Origin of the sequence: Pseudomonas sp. A-RE-22 (genome assembly GCF_019956035.1) — a bacterium.
GTDB lineage: Bacteria > Pseudomonadota > Gammaproteobacteria > Pseudomonadales > Pseudomonadaceae > Aquipseudomonas > Aquipseudomonas brassicacearum.
The window spans coordinates 1-16,431 of record NZ_JAHBCZ010000052.1; the positions used below are offsets into that span (position 1 = coordinate 1).

A 16,431-nucleotide genomic window follows, 5' to 3' on the forward strand; every position below is an offset into this window, starting at 1 on the left:
TCGTTACGTACACCTTCGAGGGTGGCGCGCTGGAAGATCTCGCCTTCGGCCAGGCCGGATTGCTTGAGGCCTTTCATCAGGTCTTCAGTGGAGATCGCCTTGTTGCCTTCGATCTCGATACTGGCGATAGAGGGACGCTCGACAACGGTAATGACCAGCACATCACCGTCGTGTCCCAGTTGGATATCCTGGAAAAAACCGGTCTTGAACAGCGCACGCGTGGACTCCACCAGGCGCCGCTCATCCGCGTTATCACCGACGTTCAATGGCAAGGCACCGAAGACACTGCCTGCGGAAACGCGCTGGAGGCCGTTGATACGAATATCGGAAATCTTGAAGCCTTGGGCGTGGGCAAGTGTGACATTGAGCAGCAGTGCAGCCGAGCAGAGCAGGCGCGAAAAATTCATCAAGATCTTATCCAGGACACATCGACAGGTGGTGTAGGTGGACGCGGATATCTCACCGCAAGACGAGTCACCGCGGGAGCGAGCGGGCTGGTGGCGAGCAAGCATAAAAGTTCGCTGCGTTTGGTGCGGTTAACCCAATGTCAAGTTAGGTAAAGGTTGGCCTGCGGCGATGACGGTGCGCGGCGCACGGGCGATAATGGGCCGACACCTACTCAAGAGCGCCCCATGATCTCTGTATTGCTAGTCGACGATGACCAGGAACTGACGGGAATGCTCAGCCAATACCTGGAGCGCGAAGGCTTTGAGGCGACTGCCGTGCACACGGGGGAGGAGGGCGAAGTGCAAGCGCTGTCCGGTCGCTACAGCATCGTGGTGCTGGACGTGATGCTGCCGCGATTGTCGGGTATCGAGGTGCTCAGGCGCATTCGGGCCGTGAGCCAGGTGCCGGTGGTGTTGCTGACGGCTCGTGGCGACAACATCGACAAGATCACCGGCCTGGAGCTGGGCGCCGATGACTATGTGCCCAAGCCCAGTTCGCCGGGGGAGCTGGTGGCGCGTTTGCGGGCGATCATGCGCCGGGTGCAGCCAGTGGATCAGTCCACCAGTGAAGTAATCAGGACCGGGCCGCTGGTCCTGTGGCCCGGCAAGCGCCAGGCGCTCTGGCAGGGGCGCGAACTGGGGGTGACCAGCACCGAGTTCAGTTTGCTCGAGGAACTGGCCCGCTGTGCCGGGCAGGTGGTGAGTAAACAGAACCTGTCGCTCAATGCCCTGGGCTGCCCCTTGACTCGCTATGACCGGCGCATCGATGTGCACATCAGCAGCATTCGCCACAAGCTGGGACCGCGCCCCGATGCCAAGGCCTGGATCCAGAGCGTGCGGGGCCTCGGTTACCTGTTGATCGCCGAATGATGAAGCCTAGCCGACTGTTCTGGAAACTGTTCCTGGCGTTCTGGCTCGCCACCAGCTTGACGTTTCTGGTGGGGTTGGGTCTCTTCGTCATGGGCAGTTCCAGGCCTGGTGATCCTCATCTGGAAACGATCCTTGCCACGGAAGAGCAGCTATTGCGACAGTTTGGCATCGAGTCGGGCCGGCAACTGCTGGCGGTGTGGGAACACCCGGATGACCAGGCCGTTGGCGTCTATGACAGCGCCGGTCAGCTGTTGGCCGGCACGCCGGTGCGGCAACCGGCCTACGAGCGATCGATCATCGGCAAGGACGGCATCGTGCTGTCGCTCAAGTCAACCCATCCCCTGGGCAAGAAAGGCGACAGAGGGCCCAGCCACTGGACGCCGTTGATCATTGGCACGGTCATGAGTGCGCTGTTCAGCGGCTACATGGCGTTCTACCTGGCATGGCCGCTGGCCTATCTTCGGCGCGCCATGAGTGACGTGGCCCAGGGGCGCTTCGAGACCCGGGTCAAGCCGATCATGGGCGCGCGACGTGATGAAATCGTCGATCTGGCCGAAGACTGCGATCGAATGGCCAACCAGTTGAAGCTGTTGGTAGACGCCCAGCAACACTTGTTGCACGACATCTCCCACGAACTGCGCTCACCGCTGACCCGCATGCAAGCGGCCATCGGGCTGCTGCAGCAAGATCCGGCTCGCCTGGAAATGGTGGAACGCATCGACCGTGAGTCGGTGCGCATGGACACGCTGATCGAAGCGCTGTTGACCCTGGCACGCCTGCAGGGGCGACCGGAGAGTATCGAGCGCGAGCCAATCGATGTCGTCGAGTTGCTGTCGGTGATCGTCGAGGACGCCCGATTCGAAGCACAAATGAAAGGCTGCCAGGTCACCTTGCAGGCATGCCCGGCGTTTGTCAGTCGGGTCAGCGGTGAGCTGTTGTATCGGTGTTTCGAGAACGTCATTCGAAACGCGGTGCGCCATACCCGGCCAAACACCACGGTGATGGTCGTGGCCGAGGTCAATGGCGCCGCAGACGGCCTGACGGTGCAGATCCGCGATCAGGGCCCGGGTGTTGAACATTCGCGGCTACAGAGCATCTTCAACCCGTTCGAACGTGGCTTGAACGAAGCCAGTGCCGGCTTCGGCCTGGGCCTGGCCATTGCCTCAAGGGCCGTGGAAATACACGGCGGCTCCATCCTGGCGCACAACGAGCCGTCCGGTGGGCTGACCGTGGAAATCAGCTTGCCTCGTAGGGCGTGATCTTTACACGATATTACATTGGCTTGACGGCCCTGTACGCCCCGCCTCAGTAGACTTTGCGCTCAAACTTACTCAGCGTTTGCTGGTGTTTCAGCGTGGAGGTGCTCATGTTTCTGGTTCATAAGAAGGGTTTCGTTCCCGGCAAGAGAATGGTCGACGGTCTGGTGCCTTATGACTTCTTCTGCGAAGACAATCCGAGCCTTAACCTGTTCGTCTTCACCGGTTCCGCCACCCCGGGCAAGGTGGTCGAGGAACAGACACTCTGGGGATTTACCCGTCTTGAGCGTTTTGAAGCACTGAGCGGCACCTTGGTGTCGAACAAAAAGCAGGAAGGTTGGTTCCAGAAAGTCAATGTACTCACCGGCCCCGCCCAGAACGGCACGCAAGGCGTGAAGTTCCAGCGGGTGCTGAAAATCATCAAGCACACCGATGCAGCGAGCCGGGTCGCCAGCAAGGCCGACTACGAGATCCAGACAGACGAAGGCGACACCTATTTCACTCGCCGGCCTGCTGCGGGGGGTAGTGCGCAAACCATTATCTATTCGGCGGAACCCTAAGCCGCCGTTACCGAAAAAACGGATATGTACCCATCCTCCCTTTCACCATGACGCACCGTTTTAGCCACGCTTCAAACGTCGGCAAGCTGAAACCGATAACCCACCCCATACAACGACTCGATAGGGTTCTCCGCCGGGCAGGCCTGCTCAAGCTTGCGCCGCAGATTACGGATATGGCTGTCAACCGTACGATCGGTAACCACCCGATGATCGGAATAGATCCGGTCGAGCAACTGATCCCGGGAAAACACCCGCCCGGGGGACTGGGCCAGCGTGCTGAGCAGGCGCAGTTCCAAGGGCGTCAGGTCCAGGGCGACGCCATCGAGTGACGCCTGGTAGCGGTCTTCATCAATCAGCAGGCGGGCTGGCGCGGTGACGAGTAGTTGCGGGCTGCGCCGCAGGATCGCCTTGACCCTGGCCACCACTTCACGCGGGCTGAAGGGCTTGCAGATGTAGTCGTCGGCCCCCAGGTCCAACCCGAGCAGGCGATCCACTTCCTCCACGCGGGCAGTGATCATGATGATTGGCACGGCACTGAAGCTGCGCAGCTCCTGGCAGACTTGCAGGCCGTCGCGCCCCGGCAGCATGAGGTCGAGCAGGATCAACCGTGGCTCGCTGGCCCGTACCGCCGGCACCACTTGAAGGCCATTGTCCAGGCATTGGGTCGCGTAGCCGGCGGCAATCAGGTAGTCGCGCATCAAAGCAGCCAGTTTGGGTTCGTCTTCGACAATAAGGATTGGGCTGTCAGGGGTCATGTTCAGGCATTCCGTGGCAGGCGCAGGGTCAGCCAAAGGCCGCCCAGCGGCGAGTGATCGGCGCTGAGGCTGCCGCCATGGGCCAGGGCGATGCTGTGACAGATGGCCAGTCCCAGGCCGGCGCCGCCACTGGCGCGATTGCGTGAGGTTTCGCCGCGGTAAAAGCGCTCGAACAGTCGCGGCAGTTGATCCGCATCGACCCCGGGGCCGGAGTCGAGAAAGTCGATGCGCACGACGTCGTCCTCGCTGGCGGCACGAATGCGCAGCACACCGCCTTCATCGGTATAGCGCACCGCGTTTTCCAACAGATTGCTGAACAGTTGTTGCAAACGCTTGGGGTCGGCTTCGACCTGCAGCGGTGTTGTCGGCAGTTCCAGCTCCAAACGCAGATGCCGGGCATTGCAGCGCTCCTGGAACATCGCCACGCAACCGTCCAGCAAGTCGTTGAGGTCGCATTCGCTCTTGCGGTAGGTCAGCGCGCCGACATCGGCCAGGGACAGTTCGTAGAGATCATCCACCAGTTTGCTGAGCATGCTGACTTCGCCTTGCAGCGATTTCATCGAGGAAGGGTCGAGGGTGCGCACGCCGTCTTCGATGGCTTCCAGCTCGCCGCGCAATACCGACAACGGGGTGCGCAGTTCGTGGGACACATCGGCCATGAATTCCCGGCGCATTTTTTCGTTGCGTTCCAGGGTATACGCCAGTTGGTTGAAGTCTCGGGCCAACTGACCGACTTCGTCATTGGAGGCCACCGACACGCGGTTGCTGTATTCCCCAGCGGCCAAGCGGTGCGTGGCGGCGGCCACCCGCTTGACCGGGTCAAGCAGGGTACGGGCGATCCACCAGGCAATCAGCATCGCCAACAGCAACGAGAGCACGCCCACGGCCAGGCTGGTGCGCACCAAATACTGACGAAAGCGTTCACCGCCAGCTTCGGTCACGTTCTGGAACGGCGTCACTGCCAGCCAGCCGACGGTTTTGCCGGCGACCTCGATCGGGCGCATCAGCGCGTCGTCGGCAATCGCCGAGTAGCCCATGACCAATTGCTTTTGTTGGTCGAGCAGGGCGATGCGAAACACAGCCCCGGTCAGGTCGGACATCGACATGGGCGGCCGTTCCGGGTAGGTGGTGTTTTCCCCCGGCTCCGGACGCAGGAGTTCGAACCAGCGATCCGGCTGGTTGCGCAGGAACTCCCAGTTGCCTTCGCGTTCGTAGGCACTGGCCAGGCGGGGTAGCACCGGCTTCATGCGCAACAGTGCCTGTTCGTTGAGGTAGTCGAGAAAACCGTTGCCAAAGCTCCAGCCGTTGGCCACCCCCATGCTCAGGATGACAAACAGCACGCTGGCCATGACGGCAATAAACAGTTTGGTGGAGATGCTCAGTTTCATGGGCTCGGGCAGTTCGATGAATGGCCCGACCATTTAGGCCCTGGTGCGATGAAGATTCAAGGGTGGCGGGCAATCTTCAATTTTCCTGCACATTTGCCTCGCAGTATGGCGCCTGGCTTGAACCATCCGTCCTGCAGAGGCATTTATGTCGACCAAATTATTCGCCAAATCCCTGGTGACCGCCGCCATCCTGGTGTGCTTGATCATTTTGTTCATGTTGGGCGGTTGCTCCGGCGAATCGGCACCCACGCCCGAACCGCCCAAGGTCTCGGTGATCACCGTGCAGCCGCAAAGCCAGGCGCTGACCACTGAGCTGGCCGGACGCACCCAGGCGTTCATGATCGCCGAGATACGCCCGCAGGTTGGCGGTATCGTCCAGCAGCGGTTGTTTGTCGAAGGGGCCGAGGTCAAGGCCGGACAGGCGCTGTATCAACTGGATGCTTCCTCTTACAAGGCCGCATTGGCTGAGGCCCAGGCGAACCTCGCCAAGGCACGCGCCACCTTGAAGTCGGCCCAGGCCACGGCCAAGCGTGACGCCCAGTTGGTAAAGATCGATGCCATCAGCCAGCAGGACAACGAGGATGCCCAGGCCAGCCTGCTGACCGCCGAAGCGGAAGTGCAAGTGGCCCAGGCCGATGTTGACACCGCACGCATCAACCTGGCGTATACCCGAATCAGTTCCCCCGTCAGTGGGCGCATCGAAACCTCGACGGTCACGCCCGGCGCGCTGGTGGTGGCCAACCAGGACAGCGCACTGACCACCGTGCAGCAGTTGGACCCGATGTATGTAGACGTCACTCAGTCGACCACCGAACTGTTGCGGCTCAAGCGCGACCTGGCCAGCGGTGTGCTGCAGAGCAATGGCGAAGGTGAAGCGCGGATCAGCCTCAAGCTCGATGACGGCAGCACCTATGCCCATGAAGGTCGCTTGAAGTTCAGTGGGGTCAGCGTCAATGAGGGCACGGGCACGGTGACCCTGCGGGCGCAAATCGCCAACCCGGACCGACTGTTGCTGCCGGGCATGTACGTGAGAGCGGTGCTGGAGCAGGCGCGGGATGACAAGGCCATCCTGATTCCACAGAAGGCGGTGACCCGCAGTGCCAGCGGTGCGACTTCGGTGCTGGTGGTGGTCAATGGCAAGGTCGAGCAGCGCATGTTGACCATCGACCGCGCCGTGGATAACCAATGGTGGGTCACGGCGGGGCTGAACGCGGGAGACCAGGTGATTGTCGAGGGCGGGCAAAAGGTCCGGGTCGGTGAAAGCGTCGTGGCACAGAACGCCGGCACCCGCAGCCGTACGCAGAAAGCGACACCTGTTGCCATTGTGCAGGAGGGCTGAACATGGCGCGTTTCTTTATCGACCGGCCGATTTTCGCCTGGGTCATCGCCATCGTCATCATGCTCGCTGGCGCCTTGTCCATCAGCCAGTTGCCCTTGGAACAGTACCCGGACATCGCGCCGCCGACGGTGCGCATTTCCGCGACCTACACCGGCGCCTCGGCCAAGACCGTGGAAGACTCGGTGACCCAGGTCATCGAACAGCAAATGAAGGGCCTGGACAACCTGACCTACATGTCGGCCTCCAGCAGTTCGGATGGCAGCGCCAGCATCAGCCTGACCTTCACCGCCGGCACCAACCCGGACGTGGCCCAGATGCAAGTGCAGAACAAGCTGCAACAGGCCGAGTCGAGGCTGCCGCAGTCGGTGCAAAGCGAGGGGCTGACCGTGACCAAGGGCGGTTCGGACTTCCTGATGATTGCCGCCTTGGCCTCCGACAATCCGAGCGTCACCGGCACGCAGATCGGGGATTACATTTCCAGCACCTTGCTCGATTCCATCAGCCGCATCGACGGTGTCGGCGATGTGCAGACATTGGGCTCCGGCTATGCCATGCGCATCTGGCTGGACCCGGCCCTGCTGGAAAAATACGCGCTGATGCCTTCGGATGTCAGCACGGCCCTGGAGGCGCAGAACACCGAGGTTTCTGCCGGTCAACTCGGCGCCATGCCGGCGGTGAAGGGGCAGCAGTTGAACGCCACCATCAGCGCCCGCAGCAAGCTGCAAACCGTCGAGGAGTTTCGCAATGTGGTGGTCAAGTCTACCAGCGACGGTGCGGTGGTGCTGCTTGGGGATGTGGCGCGGGTTGAATTGGGTAGTGAAAGCTACGACGTCAGTTCTGCCCTCAACGGCAAACCCGCTGCCGCCATGGGCGTCCAGCTCGCCGCCGGGGCCAATGCCCTGAACGTCGGCGAGGCGGTGAAGGCCAAGCTCAAGGAGCTGGAACCGTTCTATCCGACGGAGATGCAACTCAAGAACGTGATTGCCTACGACACCACGCCCTTTGTCAGCCTGTCCATCGAAGAAGTGGTCAAGTCACTGGGCGAGGCGATTGTCCTGGTGGTGCTGATCATGTTCCTTTTCCTGCAGAACTTGCGGGCCACGTTGATCCCCGCGATCACGGTGCCGGTGGTGCTGCTGGGTACATTCGGCGTGCTGGCGCTGTTCGGTTATTCGATCAACACCCTGACCATGTTCGCCATGGTCCTGGCCATCGGCCTGTTGGTGGACGACGCGATTGTGGTGGTGGAGAACGTCGAGCGGGTAATGGGCGAGCAGGGGCTGTCGGCCCTGGACGCCACGCGCCAGTCGATGGATGAAATCACCAGCGCCCTGGTCGGCATCGCCCTGGTGCTCAGTGCGGTGTTCATTCCCATGGCGTTTTTTGGCGGCTCCACAGGCGTTATCTACCGGCAGTTTTCGGTCACCATCGTCTCGGCCATGGTGCTCTCGGTACTCGTCGCCATGACGCTGACGCCGGCATTGTGCGCGACCCTGCTCAAGCCGTCCGATGGTCAGGGCCATGGCGCTCAACGCGGATTCTTCGGTTGGTTCAACCGCACGTTCGAGCGGGCTGCCGAGGCCTATAAACGCCAGGTGGGGGGCATTTTGCAGCGCGGGCGCGTCGGCTGGCTGGTGTATGGGCTGGTGCTGCTGGTGATGGCCGCCGGTTATTTCAGCCTGCCGACTTCGTTCCTGCCTGACGAAGACCAGGGCATTCTCATGGCCCAGGTGCAGTTGCCAGTCGGGGCCACGGACAGCCGCACCCAAGCGGTGGTCAAGCAGTTCGAAAGCTACCTCCTCGAACAGCCGGAAGTCGAAGCGCTGATCAGCATTTCCGGCCTGGGCATGAACGGCAACAGCCAGAACAGCGCCCGTGCTTTTATCCGGCTCAAGGACTGGAGCGAGCGCACGGGCGCAGGGCAGGGTGCGGCGTCCTTCGCCCAGCGCGCGACCATGGCGCTGTCGAGCATCGGCGATGCCAATGTGTTCGTCATGCAACCGCCGGCCGTGCGCGGCCTGGGACAGACGTCCGGCTTCGACCTGCAACTCAAGGACCTTGCCGGCCTGGGGCATGATGCGCTGGTGGCGGCGCGGGAAAAACTCATCGAGCTGGCCAACCAGGACCCTCGCTTGCTCGGGGTACGCAGCAATGGCCTGGACGACGCACCGCAGCTCAAGGTCAGCATCGATGATCGCAAGGCCGGGGCCTTGGGCCTGAGCACCAGCGACATCAACACCACGTTGTCCACGGCGTTGGGCGGCACTTACGTCAATGACTTCCTCAACCAGGGGCGGGTGAAGAAGGTCTACGTCCAGGGTGAAGCTGCGGCGCGGATGCAGGCGGCTGACCTGGAGCACTGGTTCGTACGCAACAGCAACGATGAAATGGTGCCGTTTTCCTCGTTCGCCAGCAGTTCCTGGAGCTACGGCTCGCCGTTGCTGGAGCGCTACAACGGCAACGCCTCGCTGGAGGTGGTTGGCGATCCGGCGCCCGGCGTCAGTTCCGGGGACGCCATGGATGCGGTGGAAGCGCTGGTCAAGCAATTGCCGGAGGGCATCGGCTACGAGTGGACCGGGCAGTCCTATCAGTTGCGCCTTTCCGGTTCGCAGGCACCGTTGCTGTACGGGATTTCGGTGCTGTTCGTATTCCTCTGCCTCGCTGCGCTCTATGAGAGTTGGTCGGTGCCTTTTTCGGTGATGCTGGTGGTGCCGCTTGGGGTGGTGGGCGCGGTGCTGGCCACGCGTGTCAGTGGCTTGAGCAACGACGTGTACTTTCAGGTCGGGCTTTTGACCACCGTGGGATTGGCCGCCAAGAACGCCATTCTGATCGTCGAGTTCGCCAAGCACCTGCAAGAGCAGGGCAACAGCTTGCGCGAGGCGACATTGATCGCTGTGCGCCAACGCCTGCGGCCGATTCTCATGACGTCCCTGGCCTTCATGTTCGGCGTATTGCCCCTGGCCCTGAGTAGCGGTGCCGGTTCCGCCGGACGTCAGGCCATTGGTACCGGTGTGCTGGGCGGCATGTTGTCCGCCACGGTGTTGGGGATCTTCTTCGTTCCTTTGTTTTTCGTGCAGATTCGCCGGCGTTTCGGTCGCGTTTCCACGGCTTCGACCTCTGTTCCATCCGCCCAGTCAGGTGACGCATGATCAAGTTCCGCTGGCCATTGCTGGCCATCCTCACGCTGCTCGGTGGCTGCATGAATCTGGCGCCGCAGTATGAACGCCCTGAGGCGCCAGTCGCCGAGCAATGGCTGCCGGCCGCTAGCACGCCCAAGGGCCAGGTGAGCGCCGACATCAAGTGGCAAAGCTTCTTCACCGACAGCCGCCTGGCGCGCTTGCAGTCCCTGGCGCTGAGCAACAACCGCGACCTGCGCCTGGCGGTCCTGAACGTTGAAAAAGCCCAGGCGCAATACCGTATCCAGCGCGCCGAGTCCTTGCCTTCGATCGATGCCAGTGTCAGTGGCACTCACAGTCGCACGCCCGGCTCGTTGTCCAACACGGGCTCGGCGGCCACCACCCATGACTACAGTGCGCAACTGGGTTTGAGCAGTTATGAAGTGGACCTGTTTGGACGGGTGCAGAACCTCCAGGACGAAGCCCTGGAAGACTATCTGGCCCTGACCGAAACCCGACGCAGCACGCAGATCAGCCTGGTGGCCGAAGTGGCCACGGCCTGGCTGACCCTGGCGGCCGACAACGAGCGCCTGCACCTGGCCCAGGAAACCTTGCGCAGCCAGCAGGCGACCTACGAACTGACCCAACGCAGCCACGCCTTGGGCGGCTCCTCCGGTCTGTCCGTGGCCCAGGCGCAAACCACCGTGGAGTCGGCGCGGGTCGACGCGGCGGCGTATGAAAGCCAGATCCTGCAGGATCGCAACGCACTGCGCTTGCTGGTGGGCAGCGACATTCCCGAAGAGTTGTTGCCGGGCGCGTACCTGGAATCGGCCGCGGCGCTGGTGCAGGTGCCGGCAGAGCTGCCTTCCAGCCTGTTGCAACGACGCCCCGATGTGCTGGCCGCCGAGCATACGCTCAAGTCGGCCAATATCGACATCGGCGCCGCCCGTGCGGCGTTCTTTCCCAGCATCAGCCTGACGGCCAATGCCGGCTCCTCAAGCTCGGCCCTGTCCGGCCTGTTCAAGTCCGGCAGTGGCGCCTGGACATTTGCCCCGAGCATCAGCCTGCCGATCTTCGATGCCGGCAGTAACCGCGCGACGCTGGACTCGGCCAAGACCGAGCGCGAGATTCAGGTGCAGACCTATCAGCAAACACTGCAGAGCGCCTTCAAGGAAGTGGCCGATGCCCTGGCGGAGCGCAGCACGCTGGATCGCCGTATCGAGGCCCAACAGGCGTTGACCGACGCCAGTCGCAAGAGCTTCGAACTCTCCGACGCGTTATACCGTGGCGGTTCGCAAAGCTATCTCGAAGCCCTCGACGCCCAGCGTTCCCTGTACAGCGCGCAACAGGACCTGATCACCCTGCGCCTGACCGAGCAGAGCAACCGCGTGACGTTGTACAAGGTGATGGGCGGCGGCTGGAATTAAGGAACCCGCCCCTGTGGGAGCAAGCTCAGCTCCCACAGAAGATTTGTGGTGAGCACCGAATCCAGCTCCCACAGGGCAATGGTGAACCATAGGAATTGGAAACAGGCTCAAGCCGCTGTCGATTTTTCCCGGCTGTCACTCGCGGTGTCGCGGAACAGTCTGGGTGACATGCCGAACGTCGATTTGAAATGCCGGCTGAAGTGGGAACTGCTGCCATAGCCCCAGGCGTAGGCGATCTCGGTGAGCGAGCGGTGGGCATGTTCCCGGTTGCGCAGGTCTTCGGCGCAACGTGACAGGCGCCGCTGCCAGATGTATTCGCTGACACTGCACCCCAGTTCATCCTGGAAGGCGCGGTGCAGGCTGCGGACCGAGCACTGTTCGGCGTTGGCGATGCGTTCGATGGTCAGGTCGCGGTCGGCCAGGTGGCGCTCGATGTACGCCTTGAGGCGGTTCTGCTTGAAGAAGCGGAAGTCGTGTTCGAGTTGCTTTTCTTCCTGTTTGTTCTTCAGCGCGTTATCCAGCAGCCCGGTGATGCTGTCACCGATCAGCCCGGCCGAATGGTTGTTCAGCAAGGGATATTGATTGTAGGCATCGCTGATCAGGTGCATGAGCATCCGCCCCAGTCCATTGCGACCGTTAAGGTGCATGTCGCCGGTTTGCGCCAGTTGCCCGGATGCACCCTGGAACAGCAGGATGAAGTGTTCGCAACCTTGCGTGCTGGTCACATTGAAAGGTTTGCCGCAGTCGACCAGGAGCATTTCGTCAGGGGCCAGTACGCTGCTTTGCTGGCCCTGCTCGAAATGACTGACACCAGCCACCTGCATGATCAACATGCGCGGCGTATCGAGGGCGTCGACCGCCTTGCTCAGGTGGCGCGAATATCGATGGGCGCTGGCGGTCATTCGACAGAAACGCAACTGGCCCAGGTCCCCGTACTCCAGCCGACCCTGGAAGTTGCTCTCATGCAACGGGTCGATGAACGTCGATTCCAGCCGTTTTATATAGTCCGGCGTACGCCCCAGGTGATCGCTCATGAACTCTTTCCATTTCATCAGGCGGTCGGAGCGAACAACCTGATCGGTGGACACGCAGGCTAAATGGTTCATTTTTCGCCTCTATTTATTATTGTTTTCTGACGGATCGGGCAAAGGGGTCGATTTGCCCGATCCGGGCCTGATCAAGGGTGCCAAAGACTCAGAACGGGTAGTGATGGCCTCCGGGCTGCCAGGTCACCCAATGGGCACGGGTAAACTCATCCAGGGCATAGTGACCGTTGAAGCGACCGAGGCCGGAATTCTTTTCACCACCGAACGGGGCATTGGGCTGGTCATCGACGGTGATGTCGTTGATATGGGTCATGCCCGCCACAATGCCACGGGCGAAGTTCAAGCCACGGGCCATGTCCCGGGTGAACACGGCGCTGGACAGGCCATACTCGCTGGCGTTCGCCAACGCCAATGCATGGGTTTCGTTTTCTGCGACCAGCAGCGGCAGCAGGGGGCCGAACGTCTCATCGCGGGCTAGTTCCTGATCGGCTCCCACTTCACCGAACACATGGGCAGGTAGCACCAGCCCGGATGCCGGGCCGCCGCAAAGCTGCTTGAGGCCAGCACTCCGGGCACCGTCGAGCTTACGCAGCAGGCCATCGAGCTGGCTCTGATTGACCACTGGCCCGATCACCGTGTCGGCCTTGGTCGGATCACCAATCTTGAGGTTGCGCACGCGCTCCACCACCAGCGCTGCGAAATCGGCATACAGCGAGCGGTCGACGATCACCCGGTTGACGCTCATGCAGATCTGGCCCTGGTGCAGGAAACGCCCGACCACCGCGGCGTGTGCCGCAATTTCGATATCGGCGTCATCCAGCACCACCAGCGGCGCGTTGCCGCCCAGTTCCAGGGCCACGCGCTTGATGTGTTTGCCTCCGGTGGCAATACGGCCGACATTGCGTCCCACATCCGTCGAACCGGTGAAGGAAATCAGGCTCGGCACCGGGTGCTCGACGAAGGCATCGCCGATTTCCGAGCCTGCGCCGACCACGACGTTGAGCGAACCCTCGGGGAAGCCGGCTTCTTCGAACAGGTGGGCGATCAGCAGGCCGCCGGTCACCGCTGTGTCGCTGGCGGGCTTGAGCACAATCGTGTTGCCCAGGGCGAGTGCCGGCACCACCGAGCGCATGCTCAGGTACAGCGGGAAATTCCATGGGCTGATCACGCCCACCACACCCAAGGGCTCACGGAAGACAAAACTCTGTTCGCCGGGCTTGTAGCTGGTCAGGATCCGACCTTCTACCTGCATCGGCATCGTCGTGCATTCGCGCACAAGGTTCAGCGTGAATTGCCATTCCATGCTCGCCTTGATCCGGGTGCTGCCGGACTCGTGGATCAGCCAGTCGATGATTTCTTCGCGGCGGTTCTGGATGACCTGGGCGAGCTTTTCAAGTTGTGCGCCGCGCTGGGTGGGGTGCAGCTGTGCCCACGCTGCCTGCGCCTGCTGCGCTGCCTGATAGGCGTCGTCGAGATCGGCAATCGAGGCCAGGGGCATCTCCAGCAGCTGTTCGTCGTTGAAAGGGTTGCGGTCGTCCAGGCGGCGTGCGGAGCGCCCTGCACGCCAGGTGCCGTTGATGTATTGGTCGCCGTTGATGGCGTAGGGCACGAGCGGTTGAGTCGTCATGGTCTTTTACCTTTGGAGGCAGGTGGTCGCCTCGTTTAGAAATCAAGGGTGCAAACGCCGATGGGGAAAATTGCTCAGCTCCTGATCCAGGCGCGGCCCCAGGAATTGAGTGTGTATTCCTCCTGTGCCCAGACACCGGGCTGGCGGCTGGCATCGGTGACTTCGAGCTCAGCCGAGAACTCCAGGCGGTTGCGATCGGCATCGACCACCATGAAGAACAGGTTGTTGCCCGGCCCATGTCGGCCGGGCCCGAAGAAAATGGTGATGCGCTCCTTGGCGAAACGATCGCCCCAGTCGCGGATGTCATTCCATTCGTTGGTTTCGTAACAGTGGTGGTCCCACTCGTTTTTCGAACCGCGGAAAAATGCCAAGGTGTGGTGCTCGTCGTCCGAGCGCAGGAAGCACGTCATCAGTTGGCCGGTCTGCTCATCCACGACATTGTCCGAAGCAGTGAAGCCCACCGTGTTGACGTAGAAATCGATCATGGCTTCCAGCTCTGTGGTCTGGAACACCACATGTTGCAAGCGGCCGGGCATGCCTTGGCCGGAGGCCTGGAGAGCGGGGTGAGCGACGCCAAATATCGTTTGCCGGCCCTGGGGATCACGGATCAGGAAAGCCCCCGTTTCGAGCAGCGGCGAGTCGACCTCTTCGATGACGCAGCCGTTGCCGAGCAGGCGAACCCGCAGTGATTGCAGTCGAGGCTGACTGCCCAGGTCGAACGCCGCCGCGAGCAGGCCGCTGTGGTCGGCGGGAGACACGAGCATGGCGCGTTGCGGGCCGCTGAGCATCCAGCTGCCATCGGCTTGCGCCTGGCTGTCCATGTCCAGCATCCGTCGATAGAAATCGATTTGCCGTTGCGCGTCCTTGCTCGCCAGGTGCAGGTAGCACAGGCGTGCAGGTGTGGAAGTCTGGAGTGTTTGCATAACCACCTCTGTGCTTGAAGGTTTAATGAAAGACGGGCGCGATGCTCGGCTCGATTGCGCTGCTGTGGGCCACGGCGATGCCGAACAGCGACTGCAACGATTCGGCGGCCCGGGTTTCGGTAGCCTTGTCGAAAATCGCGGCGATATAGCGATCCGGACGCAGCAGCAGGAACGGGTGCGAATCGCCCAGCAGGGTTTTGAGCTGGTCTTCACGGTCCTGGAGCACCGTGCAGCCGGGGATCGACGGCATCGCCTGGACAGACGCGGGCAGGATCAGGATGCGTCTGGCTTCAAGGTGGCTCCAGAGGCCATGCTTGAGTTCATCGATACGCTGGCGGGTCGGGTCGCCGTATTGAATCAAGGCGAAGCCGGCGCCGATGGCGTCATCGAGCAGGCGTTCCTGGCCGTGGGCGTCGGTGAGTATCGGTTGCGGGAACATCTGTCCGCAGGACAACGTGCCTGCTTGCCCCTCGGTCAGCACCAGGCCCCGGGTGAAGCGGGGTTTGGGCTTGAAGCGCATTTGCAGGAAATAATCGCGCAACGGCGGCAACAGGCCGATCAAGGCGAATGCACCACTGATCAGGCGAGCGCGCAGGACGGTGGCCGGTGCCATGACCACGCCGAGGTTCAAGGCCAACTTGATCAAGGCCCATGCATGATCACGACGCTCGCTTTCGTAGGACAGCAGTGCGCTTTCCGCCATTTTTCCCTTCAGCACGCCGACCAGCTTCCAGCCCAGGTTGTGGGCATCGCGCACGCCGCTGTTCATGCCTTGCCCGGCATAGGGCGGGGTCAGGTGCGCGGCGTCGCCGGCGAGAAACACCCGCTGCACCTGCCACCGCTCGGCGACCCGGGCGTGGAAGGTGTAGACCGTCTTGCGCACGATGGAAACCGGCGCGTCTCCCTTGAACGGGCGCAGCAATGCTTGCAGGCAGGTTTCGTCGAGCACCTGTTCGTCCGTTTCATCGGGCTTGAGCAGGAACTCGAATCGGCGCGTACGGTGAGGGCCGGGTACTTCCACCACCGGGCGTCTGGCGTCGCAATACACGCGGGTCTGCCAGAAGGGGTCGTCGTCCTGGTCGGTATCGACCACCAGCCAGCGCGAGGAGAAGCTCGAGCCGACCATCTCGATCCCGAGTTGCTTGCGCACCGGGCTACGGCCGCCGTCGCAGGCCACCAGGTAAGCCGCGTGGACTTCCATCAGTTGCCCATCAGCGTCACGCACCAGCGCGCACACGCCGTGTGGGTCCTGGGTGAATTCCACCAGCTCGTGGCTGAACCGAGCCGTCAGGCTGGCAAAGCGTTCGAGACCTGTCCTGAGGGTGTTTTCAAACAGCGGTTGGCGAAAGGCGTTGCGCTTGGGGAAGCCATACAGCTTGCCGGTCGGCTCGACCTTGCCGAAGCAGCGACCGCCGGGCCGGGTGAAGTAATGCACGCCGTAGCCGGGCACGACATCACGCAGCACGGCGGCATCGAGCCCGATGGCCTGCATGGTGCGCAAGGATTCGTCATCGATTGAAACCGCGCGCGGCTCGGTCACGGTGCCCGGCTTGCGATCGATGATCAGCGTGTCCACATCGGCTTGGCCGAGCAGGTTGGCCAGGGTCAGCCCGGTAGGACCGGCACCGATGACCAGGACCTGGGTATTGATGCGTTTGAGGGTTGTCATTGTTATTCC

The 16,431-nt window shown here is 62.0% G+C and carries 13 protein-coding genes; 6 read left to right on the forward strand and 7 right to left on the reverse strand.

The window, feature by feature from the left end:
- The coding region (locus KGA89_RS22935) for a POTRA domain-containing protein (protein ID WP_305882120.1) at positions 1-407 on the reverse strand (407 nt) is incomplete at its 3' end.
- Positions 408-632: 225 nt separating this feature from the next.
- On the opposite strand from KGA89_RS22935, the gene KGA89_RS22940 reads away from it, so the two are divergent.
- From KGA89_RS22940 to KGA89_RS22950, 3 genes are all read left to right on the forward strand, one after another.
- Positions 633-1,316 carry a response regulator transcription factor gene (locus KGA89_RS22940; RefSeq protein WP_003203501.1) on the forward strand — a complete coding sequence of 228 codons (684 nt, stop codon included), beginning with the start codon at positions 633-635 and terminating at the stop codon, positions 1,314-1,316.
- Positions 1,313-2,575, forward strand: a complete 1,263-nt coding sequence (locus KGA89_RS22945; RefSeq protein ID WP_003203499.1) for an ATP-binding protein — start codon at positions 1,313-1,315, stop codon at positions 2,573-2,575. The genes KGA89_RS22940 and KGA89_RS22945 overlap by 4 nt, the downstream gene beginning before the upstream one ends.
- Before the next feature lie 107 nt (positions 2,576-2,682).
- The gene (locus KGA89_RS22950; protein WP_003203497.1) at positions 2,683-3,132 is read left to right on the forward strand and encodes a hypothetical protein; all 450 of its coding nucleotides are present in this window, start codon (positions 2,683-2,685) and stop codon (positions 3,130-3,132) included.
- Between the two features lie 71 nt (positions 3,133-3,203).
- On the opposite strand, the gene KGA89_RS22955 is transcribed toward KGA89_RS22950, so the two are convergent.
- Positions 3,204-3,887: a response regulator gene (locus tag KGA89_RS22955; RefSeq protein ID WP_003203494.1), complete on the reverse strand. Its 684-nt coding sequence runs from the start codon at positions 3,885-3,887 to the stop codon at positions 3,204-3,206.
- A gap of 2 nt (positions 3,888-3,889) precedes the next feature.
- Positions 3,890-5,308 carry a sensor histidine kinase efflux regulator BaeS gene (baeS, locus tag KGA89_RS22960; RefSeq protein WP_003203492.1) on the reverse strand — a complete coding sequence of 473 codons (1,419 nt, stop codon included), beginning with the start codon at positions 5,306-5,308 and terminating at the stop codon, positions 3,890-3,892.
- A gap of 112 nt (positions 5,309-5,420) precedes the next feature.
- On the opposite strand from baeS, the gene KGA89_RS22965 reads away from it, so the two are divergent.
- Genes KGA89_RS22965 through KGA89_RS22975 form a run of 3 tightly spaced genes read left to right on the forward strand, consistent with a single transcriptional unit; the run spans position 5,421 to position 11,157 of the window.
- The gene (locus tag KGA89_RS22965) at positions 5,421-6,614 is read left to right on the forward strand and encodes an efflux RND transporter periplasmic adaptor subunit (RefSeq protein WP_223472620.1); all 1,194 of its coding nucleotides are present in this window, start codon (positions 5,421-5,423) and stop codon (positions 6,612-6,614) included.
- Between the two features lie 2 nt (positions 6,615-6,616).
- Positions 6,617-9,763 (forward strand): efflux RND transporter permease subunit, encoded by a 3,147-nt coding sequence (locus KGA89_RS22970; RefSeq protein WP_013693750.1) that lies wholly within the window; start codon positions 6,617-6,619, stop codon positions 9,761-9,763.
- A complete protein-coding gene (locus tag KGA89_RS22975; RefSeq protein WP_223472621.1) occupies positions 9,760-11,157 on the forward strand; it encodes an efflux transporter outer membrane subunit in 1,398 nt (465 codons plus the stop codon). Before KGA89_RS22970 ends, KGA89_RS22975 begins: the two co-directional genes overlap by 4 nt.
- Before the next feature lie 107 nt (positions 11,158-11,264).
- Here the strand turns inward: KGA89_RS22975 and KGA89_RS22980 are convergent, their stop codons facing one another.
- The 4 genes from KGA89_RS22980 to KGA89_RS22995 form a co-directional block, all read right to left on the reverse strand.
- Positions 11,265-12,263 (reverse strand): helix-turn-helix domain-containing protein, encoded by a 999-nt coding sequence (locus tag KGA89_RS22980; RefSeq protein ID WP_003203486.1) that lies wholly within the window; start codon positions 12,261-12,263, stop codon positions 11,265-11,267.
- An 88-nt stretch (positions 12,264-12,351) separates the two neighbouring features.
- Complete coding sequence (locus KGA89_RS22985) at positions 12,352-13,830, reverse strand: aldehyde dehydrogenase family protein (protein WP_027911970.1); 1,479 nt, start codon at positions 13,828-13,830, stop codon at positions 12,352-12,354.
- A 74-nt stretch (positions 13,831-13,904) separates the two neighbouring features.
- Positions 13,905-14,753 (reverse strand): VOC family protein, encoded by an 849-nt coding sequence (locus KGA89_RS22990; RefSeq protein WP_223472622.1) that lies wholly within the window; start codon positions 14,751-14,753, stop codon positions 13,905-13,907.
- 22 nt (positions 14,754-14,775) lie between these two features.
- The gene (locus KGA89_RS22995) at positions 14,776-16,422 is read right to left on the reverse strand and encodes a bifunctional 3-(3-hydroxy-phenyl)propionate/3-hydroxycinnamic acid hydroxylase (protein WP_003203480.1); all 1,647 of its coding nucleotides are present in this window, start codon (positions 16,420-16,422) and stop codon (positions 14,776-14,778) included.
- Positions 16,423-16,431: the final 9 nt, after the last annotated feature.